The organism is Flavobacterium gelidilacus DSM 15343 (genome assembly GCF_000422685.1).
Lineage (GTDB): Bacteria > Bacteroidota > Bacteroidia > Flavobacteriales > Flavobacteriaceae > Flavobacterium > Flavobacterium gelidilacus.
Window position 1 is genome coordinate 356,759 of record NZ_AUGN01000001.1, and the last position, 21,635, is coordinate 378,393.

The window sequence follows — 21,635 nt, forward strand, 5'->3', positions numbered from 1 at the left end:
CCTAATCCTCCAACTCTATTTGAAAACTCTGTAAAAAAGCAATTGTTTTTTCTATATCATAATGTAATATTCTATCTTCTTTTACAAAAGAAACTTCATCTCTGTATGATTTGATAAAACTTTCAATAAATTCACTTGATTTTAAAGGTCTTCTGAATTCTAAAGCTTGAGAAGCATTCATTAATTCGATAGCTAAAATTCGTTCTAAATTATCAACAATTCTTAGTGTTTTTGTTGCACCATTTGCACCCATTGAAACGTGATCTTCTTGACCATTACTAGAAACAATACTATCAATACTCGCAGGTGTTGCTAATTGCTTATTTTGACTAACAATACTTGCAGCAGTATATTGTGGAATCATAAAACCTGAATTCAACCCTGGATTATCCACTAAAAATGCTGGTAAATTACGTAAACCAGAAATTAACTGGTAAGTTCTTCTTTCCGAAATACTTCCCAATTCAGCTAAAGCTATTCCTAAAAAGTCAAAAGCTAAAGCTAGAGGTTGACCGTGAAAATTTCCACCAGAAATAATTTCATCTTCACCTACAAATATATTTGGATTATCTGTGACAGAATTAATTTCGGTTCTAAAAACTTTCTTTACATATTCGATTGTGTCTTTACTAGCACCATGAACTTGTGGCATACATCTAAAAGAATATGGATCTTGAACATGTTTCTTTGGTTGTGCTATAATTTCACTATCTTCTAATAATTCTGTTAATCTTCTGGCTGTTTGAATTTGTCCTTTGTGAGGCCTAATTAAGTGAATTAAATCATTAAAAGGTTCAATTCGACCATCAAAACCTTCTAAAGAAACAGCTCCAATTAAATCCGCTAAATAAGATAATTTACAAGATTTTAATAAAATATAAGTTCCATATGCACTCATAAATTGGGTTCCATTTAATAAAGCTAATCCTTCTTTAGATTGCATTACAATAGGTTTCCAATTCATTTTTTCCAATACTTTACTTGAAGGTTGTCTAAATCCGTCCATATAAACTTCTCCTTCGCCAATTAAAGGCAATGCTAAATGAGCCAAAGGTGCTAAATCACCACTTGCTCCCAAAGAACCAAGCGTATAAATTACAGGTAAAATATCATTATTAAAAAAGGCTATTAAACGTTCAACTGTAGCTAATTGAACCCCTGAATGTCCATAACTTAAAGATTGAATTTTTAACAACAACATAATCTTTACAATCTCACCCGGAACTTCTTCACCAGTTCCGCAAGCATGCGATTTAATTAAGTTTTCTTGAAGTTTTGTTAAGTTTTCTTTAGAAATTTCTACATTACATAACGAACCAAATCCCGTATTAATTCCGTAAATTGGCTCCCCATGAGCTTTCATTTTATCATCTAAATACTTTCTACATTTTTCAATATTAACAATAGCTTCTTCTGATAAAGCTAATTTTTTATCTTCTCTAATAATTGTATGAATTGTGTCAATAGACAATAAATCTGAACTTATATAATGTATGGTTTCCATTTCTTAATTTAAATATTCCCCAAAATTCTACAAACGATTGTTAAAAAGCAACATTTTTAACTACTATTTATTATCATATTGTCATTTTGAGTTATCTATTATTAGTAATATTTTGATTTACAACGAAACTACTAGCTAAAAATGACATATTCATAAAAATGAAAATGCTTTTTTTATACTCAAAATAAATGTTCTACATTTGAAATATCTTGAAACACAATAAAATATACGCGACTTCTTACACAACCCAACTTGCGGTTGAAAGTTTTATTGGCTCAACTTCTACAACAACTACAACCCCTTATGGGGTGAATTTCTACATATAATCCATTCTATATGTTCTTTCGAAAGAAAGATAAAATTCTTTATTCTTAAAATTCAATAAAATGATAGTATTAAAATTTGGTGGAACATCTGTTGCCAATGCTCAAAATATAAAATTAGTTCTAGAAATTGTTTCCAAAAAATCTCAAAATAACAAATTAGCAGTTGTAGTTTCTGCCTTTAGTGGTGTGACAGATTTACTTTTAAAAGCTTCTAATGAAGCAGCTTCTAAAAATGAATCTTATAAAGTAACTTTAGAAGAAATTCAACAAAAACATTTCGAAACCATTAGTAATTTAGTTTCAGAAAGTCATCAAAAACAAGTAATTGAAACGATTACTACTGAATTTAATCAATTAAAAACACTTTTAGATGGTTGTTTTCTTTTGGGCGAATTATCTCCAAGAACTTCAGATGCCATTGCCAGTTTTGGCGAACTTTTATCTTCTCAAATTATTGCTGTTGCTTTAAAAAAAGTGGTTTCTGATTCTACTTTTAAAGATAGTCGTCAACTTGTTAAAACAAATTCAAATTTCGGAAAAGCTTCTGTAAATTTTAATGTAACTAATTCATTAATAGAAGATTATTTTAAATCAAATACTTCAAAAGTAGTTTTATTACCGGGATTTATTGCTTCCGATGAAAAAGGAAATACAACAACTTTAGGTCGTGGTGGCTCTGATTTTACAGCGGCAATTTTAGCTAATGGATCTCATGCGACGTCTTTAGAAATTTGGACAGACGTCAACGGAATGTTTACAGCAAATCCGAAATTGGTAAAACAAGCGCAGCCTATTGAAACGATTTCCTATGAAGAAGCAATGGAATTATCTCATTTTGGTGCCAAAGTGCTTTATCCACCAACTATTCAACCGGTTTTAAAAGCTAATATTCCTATCTGGATTAAAAATACATTTGAAGCTAATGTCAACGGAACTTTAATTTCAAATACTCCAGAAAGCAATGGAAATCCTGTAAAAGGAATTTCACATATCGAAGATATTGCTCTACTAACGCTTGAAGGTTCTGGAATGATTGGTGTAGCTGGTTCTTCAAAACGTTTATTTGAAGTTTTGTCTAAAGAAAATATCAATGTAGTTTTTATTACACAAGCTTCTTCTGAGCATTCTATTTGTATCGGAATTCTAAACAATGATGCAGATAAAGCTAAAAATGCAATTGATGAAACCTTTGAATTAGAAATATCCCAAAATAAAATCAATCCTTGTATTGTTGAAAAAGACCTATGTATTGTTGCACTTGTTGGTGAAAACATGAAAAATCATCAAGGATTAAGCGGGAAAATGTTCAGTACTTTAGGAAAAAACAACGTAAATATAAGAGCCATTGCTCAAGGTGCTTCTGAACGAAACATTTCTGTAGTTATCAATAAAAATGACGTTAAAAAGGCTTTAAATACGCTCCATGAACGTTTTTTTGAAGATAATACCAAACAAATAAACCTGTTTGTAATGGGTGTTGGTAATGTTGGAGAAAAATTCATAGATCAAATTCACCAACAAAAGAAATTTTTAAAAGAAAATCTAAAGATAAACGTTAGAGTTATTGCAATTTCTAATTCGAGAAAAATGCATTTTAATGAAGATGGTATTGCTTTAAAAGAATGGAAAGAACTTATTGAAAAAGGAGAAAAAGCTGATTTGAATGCATTTATTTCAAAATCAAAAAATTTAAATTTACGTAACAGTATTTTTGTTGATATCACTGCAAATGATGTAGTTGCTTCAATATATGATCAATTTTTAAAGGAAAATATTGCTGTTGTGACTTGTAATAAAATTGCATGTTCTTCAAAATTTGACAACTATAAAAATTTAAAGAATCTAAGTCGAAAATATAATGCCCCTTTCCTATTCGAAACAAACGTTGGTGCAGGATTACCTATAATTGATACCTTAAAACACTTGATTGCTTCTGGTGATAAAGTCAATAAAATTCAAGCCGTTTTATCTGGAAGTTTGAACTTTATTTTTAATAACTTTAGCAGTACTTATAGTTTTCATGATGTTGTAAAAGAAGCTGGTGTACAAGGATTTACTGAACCTGACCCAAAAATTGATTTAAGTGGAATTGATGTTGCTAGAAAAATTCTAATCCTAATAAGAGAAAGCGGATATCAAATGGAAATTGAAGAAATTAAAAACAATTCTTTTCTTCCTGAAGAATGTATGAATACAACGAATAACGAATCCTTTTTTGCTTCTTTAATCAAAAATGCAGCACATTTTGAAAATTTATTAAACGAAGCTAATTCAAAAAATAGCCGATTAAAATTTGTAGCAACTTTCGAAAACGGAAAAGCAAGTGTTGGATTAGAATTTATTCCACAGGAAAGTCCGTTTTACAATTTAGAAGGAAAAGATAATATTGTACAATTTTATACAGACAGATATGTGGATCAACCTTTATTGATAAAAGGTGCTGGTGCTGGTGCAGCTGTAACAGCTTCTGGAATTTTTGCAGATGTTGTTAGAATTGGAAACTTATAGGTAAAGACGTTGCATGCAACGTCTCCACAAGATTGCAATGCAACGTCTCCACAAGATTGCAATGCAACATCTCCACAAGATTACAATGCAACAAAGAAAATAAAAAATGAACGAAATAAAAATATTTTGCCCTGCAACAATTGCCAATCTAAACTGTGGATTTGATATACTAGGTCTATGTTTAGAAGGCATTGGCGATGAAATGATAATCAGAAAATCAACTGAAAAAGGAGTAAAAATCACGAAAATTGTTGGAGCAAATTTACCGTTTGAAACTGGCAAAAATGTAGCTGGTGTTGCAGCTTTAGCTTTACTTGAAAATTTTGAATTAGATTTCGGATTTGAAATTGAAATCTATAAAAATATCAAGACAGGAAGTGGCATCGGAAGTTCGTCAGCAAGTGCTGCTGGTGCTGTTTACGGAATAAATGAATTACTCGGAAAACCATTTTCAAAAGTTGAATTAGTAAACTTTGCTATGAAAGGAGAAGTTGTTGCCAGTGGTTCAGAACACGCAGATAACGTTGCTGCTTGCCTATTAGGTGGATTTACTTTAATTCGTGGTTACGAACCTTTAGATGTAATTCAAATTGCGAGTCCAAACGAACTTTACGCTGTTGTTTTACATCCACATATTGAAGTTAAAACTTCTGACGCAAGAGCTGTGATTCAGCCGACAGTTTCATTAAAAGCTGCAATTACACAAACCGGAAATTTAGGTGGATTTATTGCTGGTTTATATACAAACGATTATGATTTGATAGGTCGTTCTTTAAAAGATGTTTTAGTAGAACCTTTTAGAAAACATTTAATTCCGAATTTTGATGAAGTTAAAAATGCTGCAATTAATAATGGAGCTTTAGGTGCTGGAATTTCTGGTGCTGGTCCATCCATTTTTGCTTTATGTAAAGGAAAAGAATCTGCTGAAAAAGTTGCCAATGCAATGAAAGATAGTTATCAATCTACTGGAATTGAGTTTGATATTCATGTTTCAAAAGTGAATTCGAAAGGAACTGAAACAATATAATTTAGCAACACAGATTTAAGAAATTAGAGAAATTTACTCAGATGAAATTTTACTGATTTCTTGAATTTCTTAAATCTGTGTTCCAAAAAAAACAAAATGAAATACTACAGCCTAAACAATAAAAATCACCAAGTAACTTTCGAACAAGCCGTTATTAATGGACTTGCTCCAGATAAAGGATTATATTTTCCTGAAAGTTTGTCAAAATTATCAGAGGATTTCTTTGATAACATTGAAAACCTTTCTAATCAAGAAATTGCTTTTCAAGTGATTCAACAATTTATAGGTGATGAAATTCCTGAAGAAGAATTAAAACGAATTGTTGATGAAACTTTATCTTTTGATTTTCCTTTAGTAAAAATTGAAGAAAATATTTATTCTTTAGAATTATTTCACGGACCAACGATGGCTTTTAAAGATGTTGGTGCACGATTTATGTCAAGATGTTTGGCTTACTTTAATCGCAATAAAAATCAGCATAATACTGTTTTAGTGGCTACTTCTGGTGATACTGGTGGAGCAGTTGCTAGTGGTTTTTTAGGTGTGAAAGGTGTAAATGTGATAATTCTTTATCCTTCTGGAAAAGTTAGTGATATTCAGGAAAAACAGTTGACCACTTTATGTCAAAACATTACTGCACTTGAAGTTGATGGTGTTTTTGACGATTGTCAAGATATGGTTAAGAAAGCGTTTTTAGATGAAGATTTGAAAGCTTTTAATCTTACATCAGCAAATTCTATAAATATTGCTCGTTGGTTGCCTCAAATGTTTTACTTTTTCTTTGCATATAAGGAATTGAAAAAACACAACAAACCATTAATTGTGTCTTGTCCAAGTGGCAATTTTGGGAATATTTGTGCTGGAATTTTAGCTAAAAAATTAGGTTTACCACTCACCCATTTTGTGGCTTCTACCAATGCAAATGATACAGTTCCAAGGTTTTTGAAAGATGGAATTTATAATCCAAAATCTTCTGTAGCAACAATTTCGAATGCTATGGACGTTGGAAATCCAAGTAATTTTGTTCGTATTCAGGAAATGTATGATAATGATTTGAAGGAATTTGAGAAAGATTTTTCTTCTTATTCTTTTTCTGATGAAGAAACTAAAAAAACGATTTATTTAATATATAAAAACTTTGGATATGTAGCTGAACCACATGGTGCTGTTGGTTATTTGGGTTTAAAGAAAGAAATGATAAACAAACCAGAAACTATAGGTTTTTTATTGGAAACGGCTCATCCAATTAAGTTTTTGGATGAAGTTGAACCGCTTTTAAACATTAAACTTCCTATTCCAAGTCAGATTGAAAGTGTTTTGCATAAAGAAAAAGTGAGTATTAAAATTTCTACTTATGAAGACTTTAAAGATTTTTTAAAACATTAATTTTATTTTTATTGAACCATTAAGACATTTAGTTTCATTAAGTTTTGCTTAATTTCTTGAATGTCTTAATTGTTTATTTTTTTTCAAAAATTTATTTATAACGAGATGCCCTAGCCCTGACAGAAATGGCATCCTTTTCTTTTTTTTGCAAAAAAATAGAAAAGATATAATGTATGGCAGGAAATAGCTTCAAATTCATAAATTTTCAATAAATTCGCATCACATTATTAAACATACTCTAAAAATGAAAAATACAGCTTTATCGCACATTCACGAAAGTTTAGGAGCTAAAATGGTTCCGTTTGCAGGTTTTAATATGCCTGTGCAATATGAAGGAATTAATGTTGAACACGAAATCGTAAGAACTGGTGTTGGTGTTTTTGACGTTTCGCACATGGGTGAATTTTTATTATCTGGTGAAAATGCTTTGGCTTTGATTCAGAAAGTGTCTTCTAACGATGCTTCTACGCTTGAAGTTGGAAAGGCACAATATTCTTGCATGCCAAATAGTGATGGTGGAATTGTTGATGATTTAATCATTTATAAAATAAAAGAAGAGCAATATTTATTGGTTGTAAATGCTTCTAACATTGAAAAAGATTGGAATTGGATTTCGTCTCACAATGATTTAGGTGTTGATATGAAGGATTTATCGGAAGATTATTCTTTGTTGGCCATTCAAGGACCAAAAGCCGTTGAAGCTATGCAATCCTTGACTTCGGTTGATTTATCTCAAATAAAATATTATCATTTTGAAGTTTCAGATTTTGCTGGAATTGAAAATGTTATCATTTCTGCAACAGGTTATACTGGTTCTGGTGGATTTGAAATTTACTGTAAAAATTCGGAAGTAGAACAAATTTGGACTAAAGTTTTTGAAGCTGGTGCAGCATTCGGAATTAAGCCAATTGGTTTAGCGGCTCGTGATACGTTGCGTTTAGAAATGGGTTTCTGTTTGTATGGAAATGATATTAACGATACAACTTCTCCGTTAGAAGCTGGTTTAGGTTGGATTACGAAATTCACAAAAGATTTCGTGAATTCAGAAAACTTGAAAGCTCAGAAAGAAGCTGGTGTGACTCGTAAATTAGTCGGTTTTGAAATGGTTGACAGAGGAATTCCTCGTCATGATTATGAGATTGTTGATGCTGATGGAAATATTATTGGAATCGTAACTTCTGGAACACAAGCTCCTTCTTTAGGAATTGCTATTGGAATGGGTTATGTAACACTTCCTTTTGCTACAGCTGATTCGGAAATTTATATTAGAATTAGAAATAAAGATATTAAGGCTAAGGTTGTTAAAATGCCTTTTTATAAAAAATAGAAAATATTGAAATAAAAAAAGACGCTAATTAGCGTCTTTTTTTATGAATGTAATTGATGCTTTATCTTTTTTACTCAAATTAGCCATTAATTCAAAGGTTCTGTTTTTGTCAATTAAAACTAGTTTAGTTGTGTTTGGAGCAATAGTTCCTTCATTAATAGCCTCTATTGTAAAAACAGTATTATTGCTATCTAAATCTATTGTTATTGACTTTTTCTTATTTGTTACTTTATAGTTTCTTAAAATAATTTTTGAACCATTATATAAGTTAATTTCGTCACCATCTTCTTTACCTGAATCAAAAATTTCAATAGTTATAGTTTTATCTTCCCAAAAAACATTTAGATTTTGATCTTTTGATAATTTATTTATTTTTAAATCATCAATTAGTTTTATTGGATCTATTTTTGCCTTAGTTTCTGCATCAATACTTTTCTTTTTATCTATTTTTTTCGATAATTTATTCATTTTATCATAGATATTTTCACTTCCAATTAATGATAAAGTTCCGTCAATACAACTCGCTTTATTTTTAAACATTCCTTTGAAGTTCCCGTCTAACTTGCTGTTTTTATTGATAAGTTTAATTTTACCAGTGAAGTTTACAAAGCAGAAAACATTTTGAGAATAGGTTGATTTTGTATATAAAATATCATTTTCATAGAATGAAAAAATTTTGCTTTTAGAATCGTAAGTTCCTACAATTAAATTTTTTGTTTCATGTTCACCGTCTAAATCAGTAATAGAATAACCATTTATTTTTCCATTTTTTTCTTCAAATTTTATTCTATATGTTATCATTTTTTTTGAATCATCGTTTAATTTTAAAATACCGAAAAACTCATAATTATTTTGTGAGAAAATAGAATTAGATAAAAAAAGTGCTATTAAGAAAAAAATTACATTTTTATTTGTCGGCATATTATATTTTTTTATATGTTTGTGCAAATCTAAAACTTTTTATTATTAAAAAACAATTATTACTTATTGTAGCATTTTTTACAATGTTCTCAATGGCGCCTGCTTATGCATCGTTTCCAGCAGTGCAAAATCAAAATGAAATTTCTGTTTCAGAATCAAGCTCAAACAACGAATTGTCTTCTCCAGCTGCAGCAGCTTCAGGAAAAAGTCAATTAACTGCTGTTTTATTATGCTTCTTTCTTGGAGGTTTAGGAATTCATAGATTTTACTTAGGATACACTTGGCAAGGAGTTGTTCAACTTTTAACTTTGGGAGGTTTAGGAATTTGGGCTCTAATTGATTTTATTAGAATCCTTACTGGTGATTTACAACCAAAAAATGGTAGTTATTCTAAAACGTTATAATTAAATTTACAAGTTTATAAAAGAGACAATTAATTTTGTCTCTTTTATTTTGAAATATTTTTTTTCATTCTTAATTAAAAAAATACTCAAATTATAAAAACAAATAAATAAAACTTAAATCAAATTTAGATGATTCTTTTAATTATTTAGGTTCGTAATTAGGAAGCTATTTTAATTAAATCATTCATTGTTATCGGTTTAGATAAAAAACCTTTAATACAAGGATTTTTATCTGCTTTTAACTTGTCATCAATGGCAATTGATGAACTTGATATAAATATACTTGTTTTTTTTTCTTCAAAGTTTTGTTTGAAAACACTAATTTCAGCCATAAATGCCCATCCATCCATTAATGGCATTTCTATATCTAAAAGTATAATATCTGGTAATTGTTTATCTTTATTCAAAATATTCTTTATCGCTAAAAAAGCTTCTTCTCCATTAGAATATGTTTCAACATTTTCAAAAATATTGGCTTTTGAAATAAGTTTTTGAATAATAATTTTAAAAATTGAATCATCGTCTATTATCCATATTGATTTTTTTTTCATAAAATATAGATTTTAAAAGTAGTTCCTACATTGAGTTCACTTTGTACTATTATTTTTCCGCCCATTGCCTCTACTTGATTTTTAGTAATAAATAAACCAATTCCTCTGGAATCTTCACTATTACTAAAGGTTTTATACATACCAAAAATTTTATTTTTATTCTTTAGTAAGTCTATTCCAATTCCATTATCAGCTATCTCTAAAACTTTTGATTCATTTTCTTTATAATATCTTATAGTTATAATTGAATTTCGCTCTTTATGACTATATCTAATTGCATTTGAAATAACATTATACAAAATACTTTCTATATATGCTGAATTATATTTTATTTCAACTTCATTATTAACAAGGTTTAAAATTGTAACATTATTAGTTTTTATTTGTCCTGATAAAACGGCTAATGTTGTTTCTACATAATTAAGTAAATTTATTTTTTCAACAGTCAAAGTTATGTTTGTTTGAATACTCACAACTTCATTTAAATTCAATAATGTATCATTTAAAGAGTTTGACGCTAATTTTAGTAGTTCCGTCATTTCTTCTTTTTCCTCAATATCATCAGTTATTTCAATTAAGCTTATCAATGAACTAATATTGCTAGTATGAGATCTTAAATTATGAGATACAATATACGAAAAATTTAATAAACGTTCATTTTGTTCTTTTACAAGGCTAAAAGAAGTATTTAAATCTTTTTCGATTTCTTTGGTTTTAGTAATATCAATCATAATACCTCTCAAACTAACTGGCTCATTATTTTCGATTACAACATTTACAATATCTCTAAGCCAAATTATTGATCCATCTTTGGCAACCATTCGATATTCAAAATCATGATCTAGATTCTCATTAGTTTTTTCAGAACAAAAATTAATGACGCTTTCTTTATCTTCGTGATAAATATGATCTTTCCAAAAAGTTTTGCTCGACAACCACTCTTCTGACGTATATCCTAAAATATTTTCAACTTTTTTACTTATGAATGTAAATTCAAAAGTATTGGCATCACATTCCCAAACTATTCCATCTATTGTATTAATTAGTGACTCAATTCGATGTTGCGTGTTTAATATTATTTGCTCGTTTTTTTTACGTTCTGTAATGTCTTCTACTATTGAAATAAATGTATATTCTTTAAAATTATTATTAACAAATAAAGGTGTAGCCGTCAAATTTACCCAAATAATTTTTCCTTGTTTAGTAAAGTATCTTTTCTCCATAGAATAATGATCAATTATTCCATTTTCAATTTTTTTTACGTATTCTACATCTTTTTTTAAATCTTCAGGATGCGTAATTGATTGCCAGTTTTTTTCTTTCATTTCACTTTGGCTATACCCTAATAATTTACAAAACTTCTCATTGATTTCAATGAATTTACCAGTAACACTATCTATATTAGAAATCCCTATAGCTGCTTGCTCAAAAATTGTCTTAAATTTAGTTTCACTGCTAATTAATTTATTAGCCTGTTCTTCAATTAATACTTGTAATTCTTCTGGTTTTCTTAGTAATAATATTGTAAAAAAGCCTAAGGTATAAGCCACCATTAATGATACAAGAATTTTAAACATAAACTGATTTAGTAAAGTATCTGCATTTTTATCAATTATGTATAGTTTCCAATCGCCATCAGGTATATAACTCCTTACATTGTTATTTTTAGTTAATTTAATTAATTCTGGTAAAAAAAAGTCTTCTTTATTTGTATTAGGGTTTGTTTTTGATAACTGAAAATAAAAATTTTTAGTATTTAATGTGCTTATTCCGGAAGTCAATAATAATCTATCCAGTTTAATTATCACAGCAGAAAAACCCCAGAATTTATTTTTTAAATAAACAGGTAATCTTCCCACAATCCCTTGTCCTCCTTGAGTCAATTCAAACGGACCAGCAAAATACATTTTTTGAGTTTGGATAGATTTTAAAGCTTCATCTTTAAATAATTCGGATTTTAAAATATCTAAATCCATAGCAGCTTCATTTCCTTGCATTGGATAAATATATTTAATAATACCATTTGGAACCATTTGAACAGCATTAATACTGTTATTTGACTCTACTAATTTTTTTCCTATAGAATCAAAGTTTTGAGGAATTCCATCATCATCAATTGTTAAGGCTAAAGTAAGGGTTGTTGTGTAACAGTTTTTAAGTGATTGTTCTAAATTATGAGTAATTACATTTAGGGTATTACTCATTTCAACTCTTTTGTTTTCTTTATTTAGCAGATAGTTTTGAAAAGCTATGTAAATAAATAAAATACTTAAAGTAGAAAAAACTAAAAAACCGAGTATTTTTGGTTTACTGAAAAACCAATTAATTAACGAATATGCATTTTTACTTTTTTTCATTTTTTCTAAATAGAATTCTTAAATAATCAACGCTATTAATTTACTTAAAGTAAGACTTATATAATTTACAATAATACGGTTCTTTCTTATTATTGTAAAACAATTTTAAAAATATTACAAGTAACTTACAAACTTAAAGTTTATTGTTTAACTAATTTTGATATTGAATCTAAAAAAATTAATTTTGTGCTGTTTAAAACAATATAGCAATGGGTAGAGCATTCGAATTTAGAAAAGCACGAAAAATGAAACGTTGGTCAGCAATGGCAAAAACGTTTACAAGAATAGGAAAAGATATTGCAATGGCTGTAAGTGAAGGAGGTCCAAATCCTGATACAAACTCACGTTTGAGAGCAGTTATACAAAATGCCAAATCGGCAAACATGCCAAAAGACACAGTAGATCGTGCCATAAAAAAAGCATCTGATAAAGATACTGCTCATTATAAAGAAGTTTTATTTGAAGGTTATGCTCCACACGGAATTGCAATTTTAATTGAAACTGCAACTGACAACAATAACAGAACAGTGGCAAATATTAGAAGTTACTTTAATAAATGCAATGGAACTTTTGGAACTCAAGGTTCGGTTGAGTTTATGTTTGACCACACTTGTAATTTTAGAATTCCAGCTGAAGGTCAAGATGTAGAAGAACTAGAATTAGAAATGATTGATTTTGGTGTTGAAGAAATTTTTGAAGACGAGGATGGAATTTTAATGTATGCGCCTTTTGAAAGTTTCGGTGCCATTCAAAAAGAACTAGAATCTAGAGAATTAGAAATACTTTCTTCAGGATTTGAGAGAATTCCTCAAGTAACTAAAGAACTTACTCCAGAAGAAGCTGCAGACGTTGAAAAGTTACTAGAGAAAATTGAAGAAGATGATGATGTTATGAATGTTTATCATAGTATGCAAGAATAATTTTTTCTATTATAGAATTTACTTTTATAATTAATTTTTTAAAATAAATTGTTTGGAGATATTCTGCAAGAAAAGCAAAACTCTTAGGATATTTTTCAAGAAATCTTTAATAAAATATAGTAAACTACATTAAATTTTATGTACCATTGCTAAGATATTATTATAATTTCCTTACTATTTCATGAAAAATATCCTAAATAAATTTATATTATCTTTTATATTTATTCTGCTTATTGTTGGAATATTACTTTTCTTTAAAAAAGAAAAGTCCAACGAATTTATATCAGTTTCAAAAAAATATGAAGTTGATAATTCTTTACTATTAAAGCCAAAAAATGGTAAAGAAAATGTTATTTACGATCTTCAAAAGTTAGATTCTGTAATTTTAAATAAAGACTTATCAATACTGTCACAAGTAAAAGTTTTTGATTACAAAAGATATGTAAATCAAGCATTTATTAATGATTATGAAATGGCACATAAGTATGCCGATTCTGCTATTTCAGTCATATCAGGAAAAGATCCTGTAATTTATAAAGATGAATATGCCATTGCTTATCTTTGTAAAGGTGATGTGTTTTATAGTCAAGATCAATTTAATGAAGCTTTTGCCTATTATTATAAAGCAAAACAATTAGGATTAGGTTATTTTGATAATTGCTTAAATTCTGAGTACAGTTATCGAATCGCTATGATATACTATAAACAAGAATCATATGATGATGCAAAAAATAACTTTATTGATGCTTTTAAAGATTCAGAAAGTTGTCCAGACATATTAGATAATTACCACAGAAGACAACAAATCCTCTCTAACATAGGACTGAGTTATTATCAACTTAAAGATTATGATAATGCTGAATATTATTATGAATTAGCCCTGAAATTTATAAATACAAACTCAAAGAAATTCCCTAATGAGAGTAGAAAACACAATGAAGCTTTAGGTGTAGTTTATGGGAATCTTGGTAAAGTTTATTTACAGAAAAAAGAATATGCTAAATCCACATTTGTTTTAAAAAAGGATATAGAAATCAATCTTTCTCGTGGTAACGATATTAAACATGCACAATCAAGTTATTTGAGTCTAGCTGAAATACTTTTAAAAGAAGACAAACTTGACAGTGCATATTTATCTCTAAAGAATTTAAAGGTTACCTTAGATACTATAAGTACACTAAAAGACGAAGCAGAATGGAATAAATTAATGTGTTCCTATTATGAGAAAAAAAATAACATTCCTCAAGCACATTATTATTTACAACAATATCTAATTAAAAAAGAAGAAGCTTCTATAAACAGTTCACCTATCAGCACTATCGATTTAAAAAAGCAATATGATTTATTTGAACAACAACATAATCTTGAAATACTTGAGACAGAAAACAAGGTAAAAAATCTATATCTATTTATTACCATTATTATAGTGGTAACCGTTATTATTTTGTTGATTTTTATGTGGTATAACTGGAAAGAATCAAAAAGAAATATTTCTAAATTAAGTAAATTAAACAACACTATTTTATCCCAAAATAGAGAGCTTGAAAATGCTTTCGACATAATAACTGAAAGTAGTAAAGAAAAAGAAAAACTACTAAATTTAGTAGCACATGATTTAAGAACTCCTATTGCATCCTTATCTTTAATGGTTGATTTAGTTGTCGATGAAAATAATGAAAAAGAACGAAATGAATTAATGAGTTTAATGAAAGTAGCCTGTGGAAATGCACTAGATCTTATAAGTGAAACCTTAGAATCAAATAAAAATGTTATTAAATTGATTTTAAAAAACACAGTTGTTTTAAACGATTTTTTATTAGAATGTTTCGCTTTACTAAAGATATTAGCCGATGAAAAACAAATTTTTATTGATTTAGAACTTCCAAAAGAAAATATTGATGTAAAAATAAACGCTGAAAATTTTAAAAGAGTAATAAATAACCTTGTTAGTAATGCTATTAAATTCAGTGCAAAAGGATCAACTATAAAAATTAATGCTGTTAAAAAAAATGATAAACTCCTAATTTCTATTAAAGATCAAGGAATTGGCATTGAAGAAAATAAAATTGACCGAATATTTGAATTAGAATCCTTTGAATATAACCGTGACGGTACAGATGGAGAACAATCCTTTGGACTTGGTTTATCATTTTGCAAGCAAGTGATTGAAGAACATAATGGAATAATTTGGGCTGAAAGTATCGTGGGAAAAGGAAGTACATTTTTTATTGAAATTCCTTTAAAATAAAAAGATTAACCAACTCTCAATCCATTCTCAACAGGTTTATCTGAAGATAGAAGAACAACTTCTTTATCATTCCCAATTGAACCTAAAAGTAGACATTCACTCATGAAGTTGCCTATTTGCTTTTTGGGAAAGTTTATTACAGCTACAATTTGTTTACCTAGTAATTCTTCTTTGTTATATTTTTGTGTGATTTGAGCAGAAGTTTTCTTCACTCCTATTATATTACCAAAATCAATATGAATTTGATAAGCTGGATTTCTAGCTTTAGGAAAATCATTGATTTCAATTATAGTTCCAATTCGTATTTCGACTTTTTCGAAATCTGTCCAAGTTAAATCATTTTGCATTTTATTCTGAACTTGTTTCAGAATCTTATCAATAAAGACTCTGCATTATTAATTAATTCAAAAATAATAAATTATTGTAACCTTTTGATAAACCTTTCGTATAACTATTAAGAAATTCCAAAAAGAAAAATTCCAAATTCCAATTGTAAGTTTCTAAATTCTGATTTCTAAATTCTAAATTTTAAATTAAAAATGTCATTAACTCCTTCAAAAATGCTGCCTTTAGGAACAAAAGCTCCTGATTTTATTTTACCAGCTTCAAATTTTAATCTAAATTTTAATTTTGAAGATTGTAAAGGTGAAAAAGGAACATTAGTAATTTTTATGTGCAATCACTGTCCGTTTGTACTTCATGTAATAGATGAAGTTGTAATGATAGCAAATGATTATAGAGTTCAAGGAATTGGAGTTGTAGCGATTTCAAGTAATGATATAATAAATTACCCTCAAGATTCACCTGAAAAAATGGCTGACTTTGTGCTTAAACATAAAATTGATTTTCCGTATTTATATGATGAATCTCAAGAAGTTGCAAAAGCCTTTGATGCTGCTTGTACACCAGATTTTTACTTATTCGACAGTCAAGATAAATTAATTTATAGAGGACAACTAGATGATTCAAGACCTGGGAATGAATTTTCAATAAGTGGCAACGATTTAAGAAATGCAATTGATAGCGTAATATATAATCGCCATTTAAACGAAATCCAAAAACCTAGTATGGGTTGTAATATTAAATGGAAATAAATTAGTTGGCAGTGTTCAGTTTTAAGTTGGCAGAAAATTCAAAATATATTTCAAAACCATTTTTTAAATTGAAAATCATTTTTATTTTATAAACGAAAACTACTGTACACTAAATATTGAACACTGCCAACTAGTTCTCTTCCATCACAACATCAATAGGACTATTACTTCTTGGTCCAAATTTTCGAGCTTGTTTTTCGTTTTCACTTGAACATAGAATATACAAATTGAAACTATTTAATTCAATTGTTTGAGATTTAAATTTTCCCGATAAATCTTCTACTTTAATATTATAATTTTCAGCAGGAAATGTGTTGGTAATAGAAAGTAAATAATTGTCTTTGGCATAAGGAAAAAACCAACGTTCTTTTGCACCTTCTTTATTAATTAAATAGTTTTTAGTAAAAAGCATAGGTTTATTTCCGTCTTTCCAACTTAGAGAGTTGTTTGTGTTTATGACTTCTTTTCCTTCTTTATCTACTACAGTAATTTTTATGTTATCTAAATTCACAGTTTTACCATTTTCATGGACATCAACTACTAAATAAGACGTAAAATCAAATCCACAATGTTGAATCTGACTGAAAGAGATGAAAGAAAAAAGAAGAAAGACGAAAGAAAATAGATTTTTCATGGATTGTATGATAATAATTGTAAAAATACAAAATCAAGAATAATACCAGTTATTTTTAAAAATAAAAAAAATCCCGAAAAATTACTTCTTCGGGATTTTTATATAAATATTTCATTGTTTCAAAAGATTCCGAAACAACTTCGGAATAAGTGATTCACTCAATTTTTATGCTAAAAATTGGTTCTCTACTTATTTAACATTCATCAACTCAACATCAAAAATCAATGTTGCATCTGGTGGAATAACTCCTCCAGCACCTTGAGAACCATATCCTAAATAAGAAGGAATCACAAAACGAGCTTTGTCTCCAACTTTTAATAAAGCGATACCTTCATCCCATCCAGAAATAACTTGTCCAACTCCCAATTGAAAGTCAATCGGACTTTTTCTTTTGTAAGATGAGTCAAAAACTTGTCCATTCTCTAAAGAACCTTCATAATGAACTGAAACCATTTTACCTTTTTCGGCTTGTGTTCCATTTCCTTTTTGAATCATTTTATAACGTAAACCACTTTCTGTTTTATCAAAACCAGCAGCTAATTTTTCCATAGCTTCTTCAGCCATTCTTTTTTGTTCAGCAACTCTTTTTTCACGAGAACCTTCAAAAGTTCTAAACGCTTCAATCGCATTCCAATTTTTAGCATCATCACCTTCTCTAATGATTTCTACAGATTCAATGATATCACCTTGAGCAATTTCATTAACGATATCCATTCCTTCAATAACATGTCCAAAAACAGTATGCTTATTATCTAACCAATTTGTAGGCACATGTGTAATGAAAAATTGAGAACCATTAGTTCCAACTCCACTATTAGCCATTGATAAAACACCTGGTTTATCATGACGCAATTCTGGATGAAATTCATCATCAAATTTATAACCTGGATCACCCGTTCCAATTCCTTGTGGACAACCAGCTTGAACCATAAAATCAGGAATCACTCTGTGAAATTTGATGCCATCATAAAAAGGTTCACCCATTTTTCTAAAGTTGTTTTCTAACTGTCCTTCAGCTAAACCAACAAAGTTACCAACTGTTCCAGGAGTTTTATCATGAGTTAACTTTACAATAATACTTCCTTTAGTTGTATTAAATTTTGCGTAAATTCCGTCTTGCATTTTTTTGAATTTAAATTATTGCACAAAATTAGTCATTTTATTAGACATAAAAAACTTCTAAATCAGAACAAATTCTTAAAGTTGAATCCGTAATTTATAATTAATTTAAGGTTTTAATTCCTTTAAAGAACTATTTAATTTTTAATTTTACTGTAAATAAAAATTAGACTAAAATGGAAAATTTAAAAGGTAAAAAAGCAATTATCACAGGAGGTAGCAGAGGACTTGGAAAAGCTACTGCCCTAGCCTTTGCAAAAGAAGGAATAGATGTTGCCATTACTGGAAGAAACGAAAAAAGTTTGCAAGAAACGGTTTCAGAATTAAAGGCTTTAGGTGTAAATGCCACTTATGCTGCTTTTGACATAGGCATTTATGAAGAGGTTCAAAAAGGAATAAAACAAATAATTAGTGATTTTGGAAGTGTAGACATTTTAGTAAATAATGCTGGAGTTGCTGCTTTTGGGTCTTTAAATGATATGAAAGTGGATCAATGGTCAGAAATCATTCAAACCAATGTAATGGGAATGTATTTTGTTACAAAAGAAGTCCTTCCTTATTTAATTGATAAAAATGAAGGTGACATTTTTAATGTTTCTTCAACTGCTGGTTTGACTGGAAATGCTAATACTTCTGCCTATTCAGCCTCAAAATTTGCTGTAATTGGAATGTCAGAATCATTGATGAAAGAAGTGCGTAAAAACAACATTAGAGTTTGCACTTTAACTCCAAGTACAATCGCTTCTGATATGTCAATTGAATTAGGAATCGCCAATAAAAACTCAGAAGATTCAGTCTTACAACCAGATGATTTTGCTGAATTAATTGTTGCTGGATTAAAATTACCAAGAAGAGCTATGTTAAAAGGAGCTTCACTTTGGTCAACAAATCCATAAGCTTTAAAAAACATATTAATTTGGAAGCGTTATTTATTTGAAGTAAATTGTTACAAATTAAAACACAAGCTATATGAGTACCGATAATTATAAAGATGTTAACAAACAAACATGGAATAATAATGTCGATATTCATGTAGCTTCTGATTTTTATAACGTTTCCGATTTCTTAAAAGGTAAAAACTCAGTTCCTCAAATTGATTTAGACCTTTTAGGTGATATAAAAGACAAAACCATTTTACATTTGCAATGTCATTTTGGACAAGATACACTTTCCTTAGCTCGAATTGGTGCGAAATGCACAGGAGTCGATTTATCAGATAAAGCTATTGAAAAAGCGCAAGAATTAAATGAAGAACTAGATTTAGATGCCAAATTTATTTGCTCAGATGTGTACGATTCACCAAATCACTCAAATGAAAAATTTGATATTGTTTACACCAGTTATGGAACGATTGGTTGGTTGCCCGATTTGAATAAATGGGCAAAAGTCATTGCACATTTTTTAAAACCAAACGGGAAGTTAGTTTTTGTGGAATTTCACCCAGTAGTTTGGATGTTTGATGATGATTTTACCAAAATTAAATACCATTATCAAAACGAAAAACCAATTATAGAAGAATACTCAGGAACATATGCAGACCAAAATGCAGACATAAAAACGGATTATATTGGCTGGAATCATTCTCTTTCTGAAGTTTTTCAGGCTTTAATGAATAATGGTTTACAAATTGAACACTTTGAAGAATATGATTATTCTAATTATAATTGTTTCAATGAAACCATTGAATTCGAATCCAATAAATTTAGAATAAAGCATTTGGAAAATAAAATTCCAATGATGTTTAGTTTGATTGGAAGGAAAATTTAAAAGATTTTCGGATTTTCAGATTTTAGATATTCAGACAAACCTGAAACTAAAAAAACTTGCTAACTTTGCAAATTCAAAAACTTTCAAACAAAAAAAAATGAGAATTGACATCATAACCGTTTTACCTGATTTACTTAGAAGTCCGTTTGAAGGTTCTATTATGAAAAGAGCTATCGAAAAAGAACTGGTAGAAGTACATTTTCACAATTTAAGAGATTACACAACCAACAGACAAAAAAGTGTTGATGACTATCAATATGGTGGCGGTGCTGGAATGGTAATGAATATTCAACCTATTGATGATTGCATTTTAGATTTAAAATCACAAAGAGCATACGATGAGATCATATACATGACACCTGATGGTTCAACTTTGAATCAGAAAATGGCAAATTCTATGTCAATGTATGAAAACATAATAATTTTATGTGGTCATTATAAAGGAGTAGATCAACGTGTTCGTGATTTGCATATTACTAAAGAAATTTCAATTGGAGATTATGTTCTTTCTGGTGGTGAAATTGGAGCAATCGTTTTTTGTGATGCCATTATTCGCTTAATTCCAGGAGTTTTGTCGGATGAAACTTCAGCATTGACTGATAGTTTTCAAGATAATTTACTGTCACCTCCTATTTATACTAGACCTGCTGAATATAAAGGAATGAAAGTTCCAGATATTTTATTAAGCGGAAACTTTCCCAAAATAGAACAATGGAGAGAGGACAAAGCACTAGAACATACCAAAAATAGACGACCAGATTTGTTGGAAGAATAGATTACTCGATTGTTAGATTATTAGATTTTTCGAACCATCGAATAATCAAACTATCGAATAATTGTAAAAAACTCATAATTTATATTTCATAATTCATAATTATTTTCTACTTTTGCACCCATATTTGACCAACCTCTGACGATACTCGTGTATGTTGCTTAGATTCAACAAGTTATTTATATTATTATGTCAAATTTAGTTGATTTCGTTAATAGCGAATTTGTTACAAAAAAAGATTTCCCTGATTTTAGTGCTGGAGATACAATCACAGTTTACTATGAAATTAAAGAGGGTGAAAAAACTAGAACTCAGTTCTTCAAAGGAGTTGTAATCCAAAGAAGAGGTTCTGGAGCTACTGAAACTTTTACAATTCGTAAAATGTCAGGTTCTGTAGGTGTTGAGCGTATCTTCCCTATTAACTTGCCAGCTTTACAAAAAGTTGAAGTTAACCAAAGAGGTAAAGTTCGTAGAGCAAGAATTTTCTACTTTAGAGAACTTACTGGTAAAAAAGCAAAAATTAAAGAAAGAAGATACAAAAACTAGTATCCAAAATTCTCATAATAAAGTCTCAATTTCGATTGGGACTTTTTTTTTGTCAAAATTTTATTTGCTTAATTATTAAATTCATAATTTAAATTGTTTTAATTTCGAATTTAGCAATTCAAACGATTTCGCTATAATCCTTCCTATAATAGCTTCAAATTTCTTATATTTGCGTGGCTCAAAAATAATTGATTCTTTCAAATTATATTGAGTATCATATTATT

At 28.9% G+C, this 21,635-nt stretch carries 19 protein-coding genes; 12 read left to right on the top strand and 7 right to left on the bottom strand.

Annotation, left to right across the window (positions count from 1 at the left end; translation table 11 throughout):
• Position 1 precedes the first annotated feature (1 nt).
• Positions 2 to 1,504: a histidine ammonia-lyase gene (hutH, locus tag G507_RS0101645; RefSeq protein ID WP_026715849.1), complete on the bottom strand. Its 1,503-nt coding sequence runs from the start codon at positions 1,502 to 1,504 to the stop codon at positions 2 to 4.
• A gap of 386 nt (positions 1,505 to 1,890) precedes the next feature.
• Here hutH and thrA point away from each other — a divergent pair, with 386 nt between their 5' ends.
• The 4 genes from thrA (at position 1,891) to gcvT (ending at position 8,078) form a co-directional block, all read left to right on the top strand.
• Positions 1,891 to 4,338, top strand: a complete 2,448-nt coding sequence (gene thrA / locus G507_RS0101650) for a bifunctional aspartate kinase/homoserine dehydrogenase I (RefSeq protein ID WP_026715850.1) — start codon at positions 1,891 to 1,893, stop codon at positions 4,336 to 4,338.
• A gap of 106 nt (positions 4,339 to 4,444) precedes the next feature.
• Positions 4,445 to 5,365 carry a homoserine kinase gene (locus tag G507_RS0101655; RefSeq protein ID WP_026715851.1) on the top strand — a complete coding sequence of 307 codons (921 nt, stop codon included), beginning with the start codon at positions 4,445 to 4,447 and terminating at the stop codon, positions 5,363 to 5,365.
• Between the two features lie 96 nt (positions 5,366 to 5,461).
• Complete coding sequence (thrC, locus tag G507_RS0101660; RefSeq protein WP_026715852.1) at positions 5,462 to 6,751, top strand: threonine synthase; 1,290 nt, start codon at positions 5,462 to 5,464, stop codon at positions 6,749 to 6,751.
• Between the two features lie 244 nt (positions 6,752 to 6,995).
• Positions 6,996 to 8,078: a glycine cleavage system aminomethyltransferase GcvT gene (gcvT, locus tag G507_RS0101665; protein ID WP_026715853.1), complete on the top strand. Its 1,083-nt coding sequence runs from the start codon at positions 6,996 to 6,998 to the stop codon at positions 8,076 to 8,078.
• A 24-nt stretch (positions 8,079 to 8,102) separates the two neighbouring features.
• On the opposite strand, the gene G507_RS16225 is transcribed toward gcvT, so the two are convergent.
• Positions 8,103 to 8,879: a hypothetical protein gene (locus G507_RS16225; RefSeq protein ID WP_157496458.1), complete on the bottom strand. Its 777-nt coding sequence runs from the start codon at positions 8,877 to 8,879 to the stop codon at positions 8,103 to 8,105.
• A gap of 212 nt (positions 8,880 to 9,091) precedes the next feature.
• Between G507_RS16225 and G507_RS16230 the strand changes: the two genes are divergently transcribed.
• Entirely contained in the window at positions 9,092 to 9,403 is a 312-nt protein-coding gene (locus tag G507_RS16230; RefSeq protein WP_245575583.1) for a TM2 domain-containing protein, read from the top strand.
• Positions 9,404 to 9,561: 158 nt separating this feature from the next.
• Here G507_RS16230 and G507_RS0101680 read toward each other — a convergent pair whose 3' ends face one another.
• Both G507_RS0101680 and G507_RS17190 read right to left on the bottom strand, forming a co-directional pair.
• Positions 9,562 to 9,954 (bottom strand): response regulator, encoded by a 393-nt coding sequence (locus G507_RS0101680; RefSeq protein WP_026715855.1) that lies wholly within the window; start codon positions 9,952 to 9,954, stop codon positions 9,562 to 9,564.
• Positions 9,951 to 12,158: a sensor histidine kinase gene (locus G507_RS17190; protein WP_211218965.1), complete on the bottom strand. Its 2,208-nt coding sequence runs from the start codon at positions 12,156 to 12,158 to the stop codon at positions 9,951 to 9,953. The genes G507_RS0101680 and G507_RS17190 overlap by 4 nt, the downstream gene beginning before the upstream one ends.
• 362 nt (positions 12,159 to 12,520) lie before the next feature.
• Between G507_RS17190 and G507_RS0101690 the strand changes: the two genes are divergently transcribed.
• Positions 12,521 to 13,231, top strand: coding sequence for a YebC/PmpR family DNA-binding transcriptional regulator (locus tag G507_RS0101690; protein ID WP_026715857.1), 711 nt, complete (start codon positions 12,521 to 12,523; stop codon positions 13,229 to 13,231).
• A 181-nt stretch (positions 13,232 to 13,412) separates the two neighbouring features.
• Positions 13,413 to 15,479 carry a tetratricopeptide repeat-containing sensor histidine kinase gene (locus G507_RS0101695; RefSeq protein WP_026715858.1) on the top strand — a complete coding sequence of 689 codons (2,067 nt, stop codon included), beginning with the start codon at positions 13,413 to 13,415 and terminating at the stop codon, positions 15,477 to 15,479.
• A gap of 5 nt (positions 15,480 to 15,484) precedes the next feature.
• Here the strand turns inward: G507_RS0101695 and G507_RS0101700 are convergent, their stop codons facing one another.
• Positions 15,485 to 15,826, bottom strand: coding sequence for a tRNA-binding protein (locus G507_RS0101700; RefSeq protein WP_026715859.1), 342 nt, complete (start codon positions 15,824 to 15,826; stop codon positions 15,485 to 15,487).
• Between the two features lie 192 nt (positions 15,827 to 16,018).
• Here G507_RS0101700 and G507_RS0101705 point away from each other — a divergent pair, with 192 nt between their 5' ends.
• Positions 16,019 to 16,573: a thioredoxin family protein gene (locus G507_RS0101705; RefSeq protein WP_026715860.1), complete on the top strand. Its 555-nt coding sequence runs from the start codon at positions 16,019 to 16,021 to the stop codon at positions 16,571 to 16,573.
• 130 nt (positions 16,574 to 16,703) lie between these two features.
• Here the strand turns inward: G507_RS0101705 and G507_RS0101710 are convergent, their stop codons facing one another.
• Both G507_RS0101710 and G507_RS0101715 read right to left on the bottom strand, forming a co-directional pair.
• Positions 16,704 to 17,207 (bottom strand): hypothetical protein, encoded by a 504-nt coding sequence (locus G507_RS0101710; RefSeq protein ID WP_026715861.1) that lies wholly within the window; start codon positions 17,205 to 17,207, stop codon positions 16,704 to 16,706.
• Positions 17,208 to 17,396: 189 nt separating this feature from the next.
• Positions 17,397 to 18,329, bottom strand: a complete 933-nt coding sequence (locus tag G507_RS0101715) for a peptidylprolyl isomerase (RefSeq protein WP_026715862.1) — start codon at positions 18,327 to 18,329, stop codon at positions 17,397 to 17,399.
• A 173-nt stretch (positions 18,330 to 18,502) separates the two neighbouring features.
• Here G507_RS0101715 and G507_RS0101720 point away from each other — a divergent pair, with 173 nt between their 5' ends.
• The 4 genes from G507_RS0101720 to rplS all read left to right on the top strand — a co-directional run bounded on the left by G507_RS0101720 (position 18,503) and on the right by rplS (position 21,411).
• The gene (locus tag G507_RS0101720; protein WP_026715863.1) at positions 18,503 to 19,222 is read left to right on the top strand and encodes a 3-ketoacyl-ACP reductase; all 720 of its coding nucleotides are present in this window, start codon (positions 18,503 to 18,505) and stop codon (positions 19,220 to 19,222) included.
• A gap of 73 nt (positions 19,223 to 19,295) precedes the next feature.
• Positions 19,296 to 20,093 (top strand): class I SAM-dependent methyltransferase, encoded by a 798-nt coding sequence (locus tag G507_RS0101725; RefSeq protein ID WP_026715864.1) that lies wholly within the window; start codon positions 19,296 to 19,298, stop codon positions 20,091 to 20,093.
• A 97-nt stretch (positions 20,094 to 20,190) separates the two neighbouring features.
• Positions 20,191 to 20,868, top strand: a complete 678-nt coding sequence (gene trmD / locus G507_RS0101730) for a tRNA (guanosine(37)-N1)-methyltransferase TrmD (RefSeq protein ID WP_026715865.1) — start codon at positions 20,191 to 20,193, stop codon at positions 20,866 to 20,868.
• 186 nt (positions 20,869 to 21,054) lie between these two features.
• Complete coding sequence (rplS, locus tag G507_RS0101735; RefSeq protein ID WP_026715866.1) at positions 21,055 to 21,411, top strand: 50S ribosomal protein L19; 357 nt, start codon at positions 21,055 to 21,057, stop codon at positions 21,409 to 21,411.
• Positions 21,412 to 21,635: the final 224 nt, after the last annotated feature.

Excerpts from the sequence above, each read along its gene's own strand:
- rplS (WP_026715866.1), top strand. The coding sequence starts at position 21,055 with ATGTCAAATTTAGTTGATTTCGTTAATAGCGAATTTGTTACAAAAAAA.
- G507_RS0101700 (WP_026715859.1), bottom strand. The coding sequence starts at position 15,826 with ATGCAAAATGATTTAACTTGGACAGATTTCGAAAAAGTCGAAATACGA.
- G507_RS17190 (WP_211218965.1), bottom strand. The coding sequence starts at position 12,158 with ATGAGTAATACCCTAAATGTAATTACTCATAATTTAGAACAATCACTT.
- thrA (WP_026715850.1), top strand. The coding sequence starts at position 1,891 with ATGATAGTATTAAAATTTGGTGGAACATCTGTTGCCAATGCTCAAAAT.
- hutH (WP_026715849.1), bottom strand. The coding sequence starts at position 1,504 with ATGGAAACCATACATTATATAAGTTCAGATTTATTGTCTATTGACACA.
- G507_RS16225 (WP_157496458.1), bottom strand. The coding sequence starts at position 8,879 with ATGATAACATATAGAATAAAATTTGAAGAAAAAAATGGAAAAATAAAT.
- G507_RS0101680 (WP_026715855.1), bottom strand. The coding sequence starts at position 9,954 with ATGAAAAAAAAATCAATATGGATAATAGACGATGATTCAATTTTTAAA.
- G507_RS0101695 (WP_026715858.1), top strand. The coding sequence starts at position 13,413 with ATGAAAAATATCCTAAATAAATTTATATTATCTTTTATATTTATTCTG.
- G507_RS0101715 (WP_026715862.1), bottom strand. The coding sequence starts at position 18,329 with ATGCAAGACGGAATTTACGCAAAATTTAATACAACTAAAGGAAGTATT.
- G507_RS0101690 (WP_026715857.1), top strand. The coding sequence starts at position 12,521 with ATGGGTAGAGCATTCGAATTTAGAAAAGCACGAAAAATGAAACGTTGG.
- thrC (WP_026715852.1), top strand. The coding sequence starts at position 5,462 with ATGAAATACTACAGCCTAAACAATAAAAATCACCAAGTAACTTTCGAA.
- G507_RS0101705 (WP_026715860.1), top strand. The coding sequence starts at position 16,019 with ATGTCATTAACTCCTTCAAAAATGCTGCCTTTAGGAACAAAAGCTCCT.
- G507_RS0101710 (WP_026715861.1), bottom strand. The coding sequence starts at position 17,207 with ATGAAAAATCTATTTTCTTTCGTCTTTCTTCTTTTTTCTTTCATCTCT.
- gcvT (WP_026715853.1), top strand. The coding sequence starts at position 6,996 with ATGAAAAATACAGCTTTATCGCACATTCACGAAAGTTTAGGAGCTAAA.
- G507_RS0101720 (WP_026715863.1), top strand. The coding sequence starts at position 18,503 with ATGGAAAATTTAAAAGGTAAAAAAGCAATTATCACAGGAGGTAGCAGA.
- G507_RS16230 (WP_245575583.1), top strand. The coding sequence starts at position 9,092 with ATGGCGCCTGCTTATGCATCGTTTCCAGCAGTGCAAAATCAAAATGAA.
- G507_RS0101655 (WP_026715851.1), top strand. The coding sequence starts at position 4,445 with ATGAACGAAATAAAAATATTTTGCCCTGCAACAATTGCCAATCTAAAC.
- G507_RS0101725 (WP_026715864.1), top strand. The coding sequence starts at position 19,296 with ATGAGTACCGATAATTATAAAGATGTTAACAAACAAACATGGAATAAT.
- trmD (WP_026715865.1), top strand. The coding sequence starts at position 20,191 with ATGAGAATTGACATCATAACCGTTTTACCTGATTTACTTAGAAGTCCG.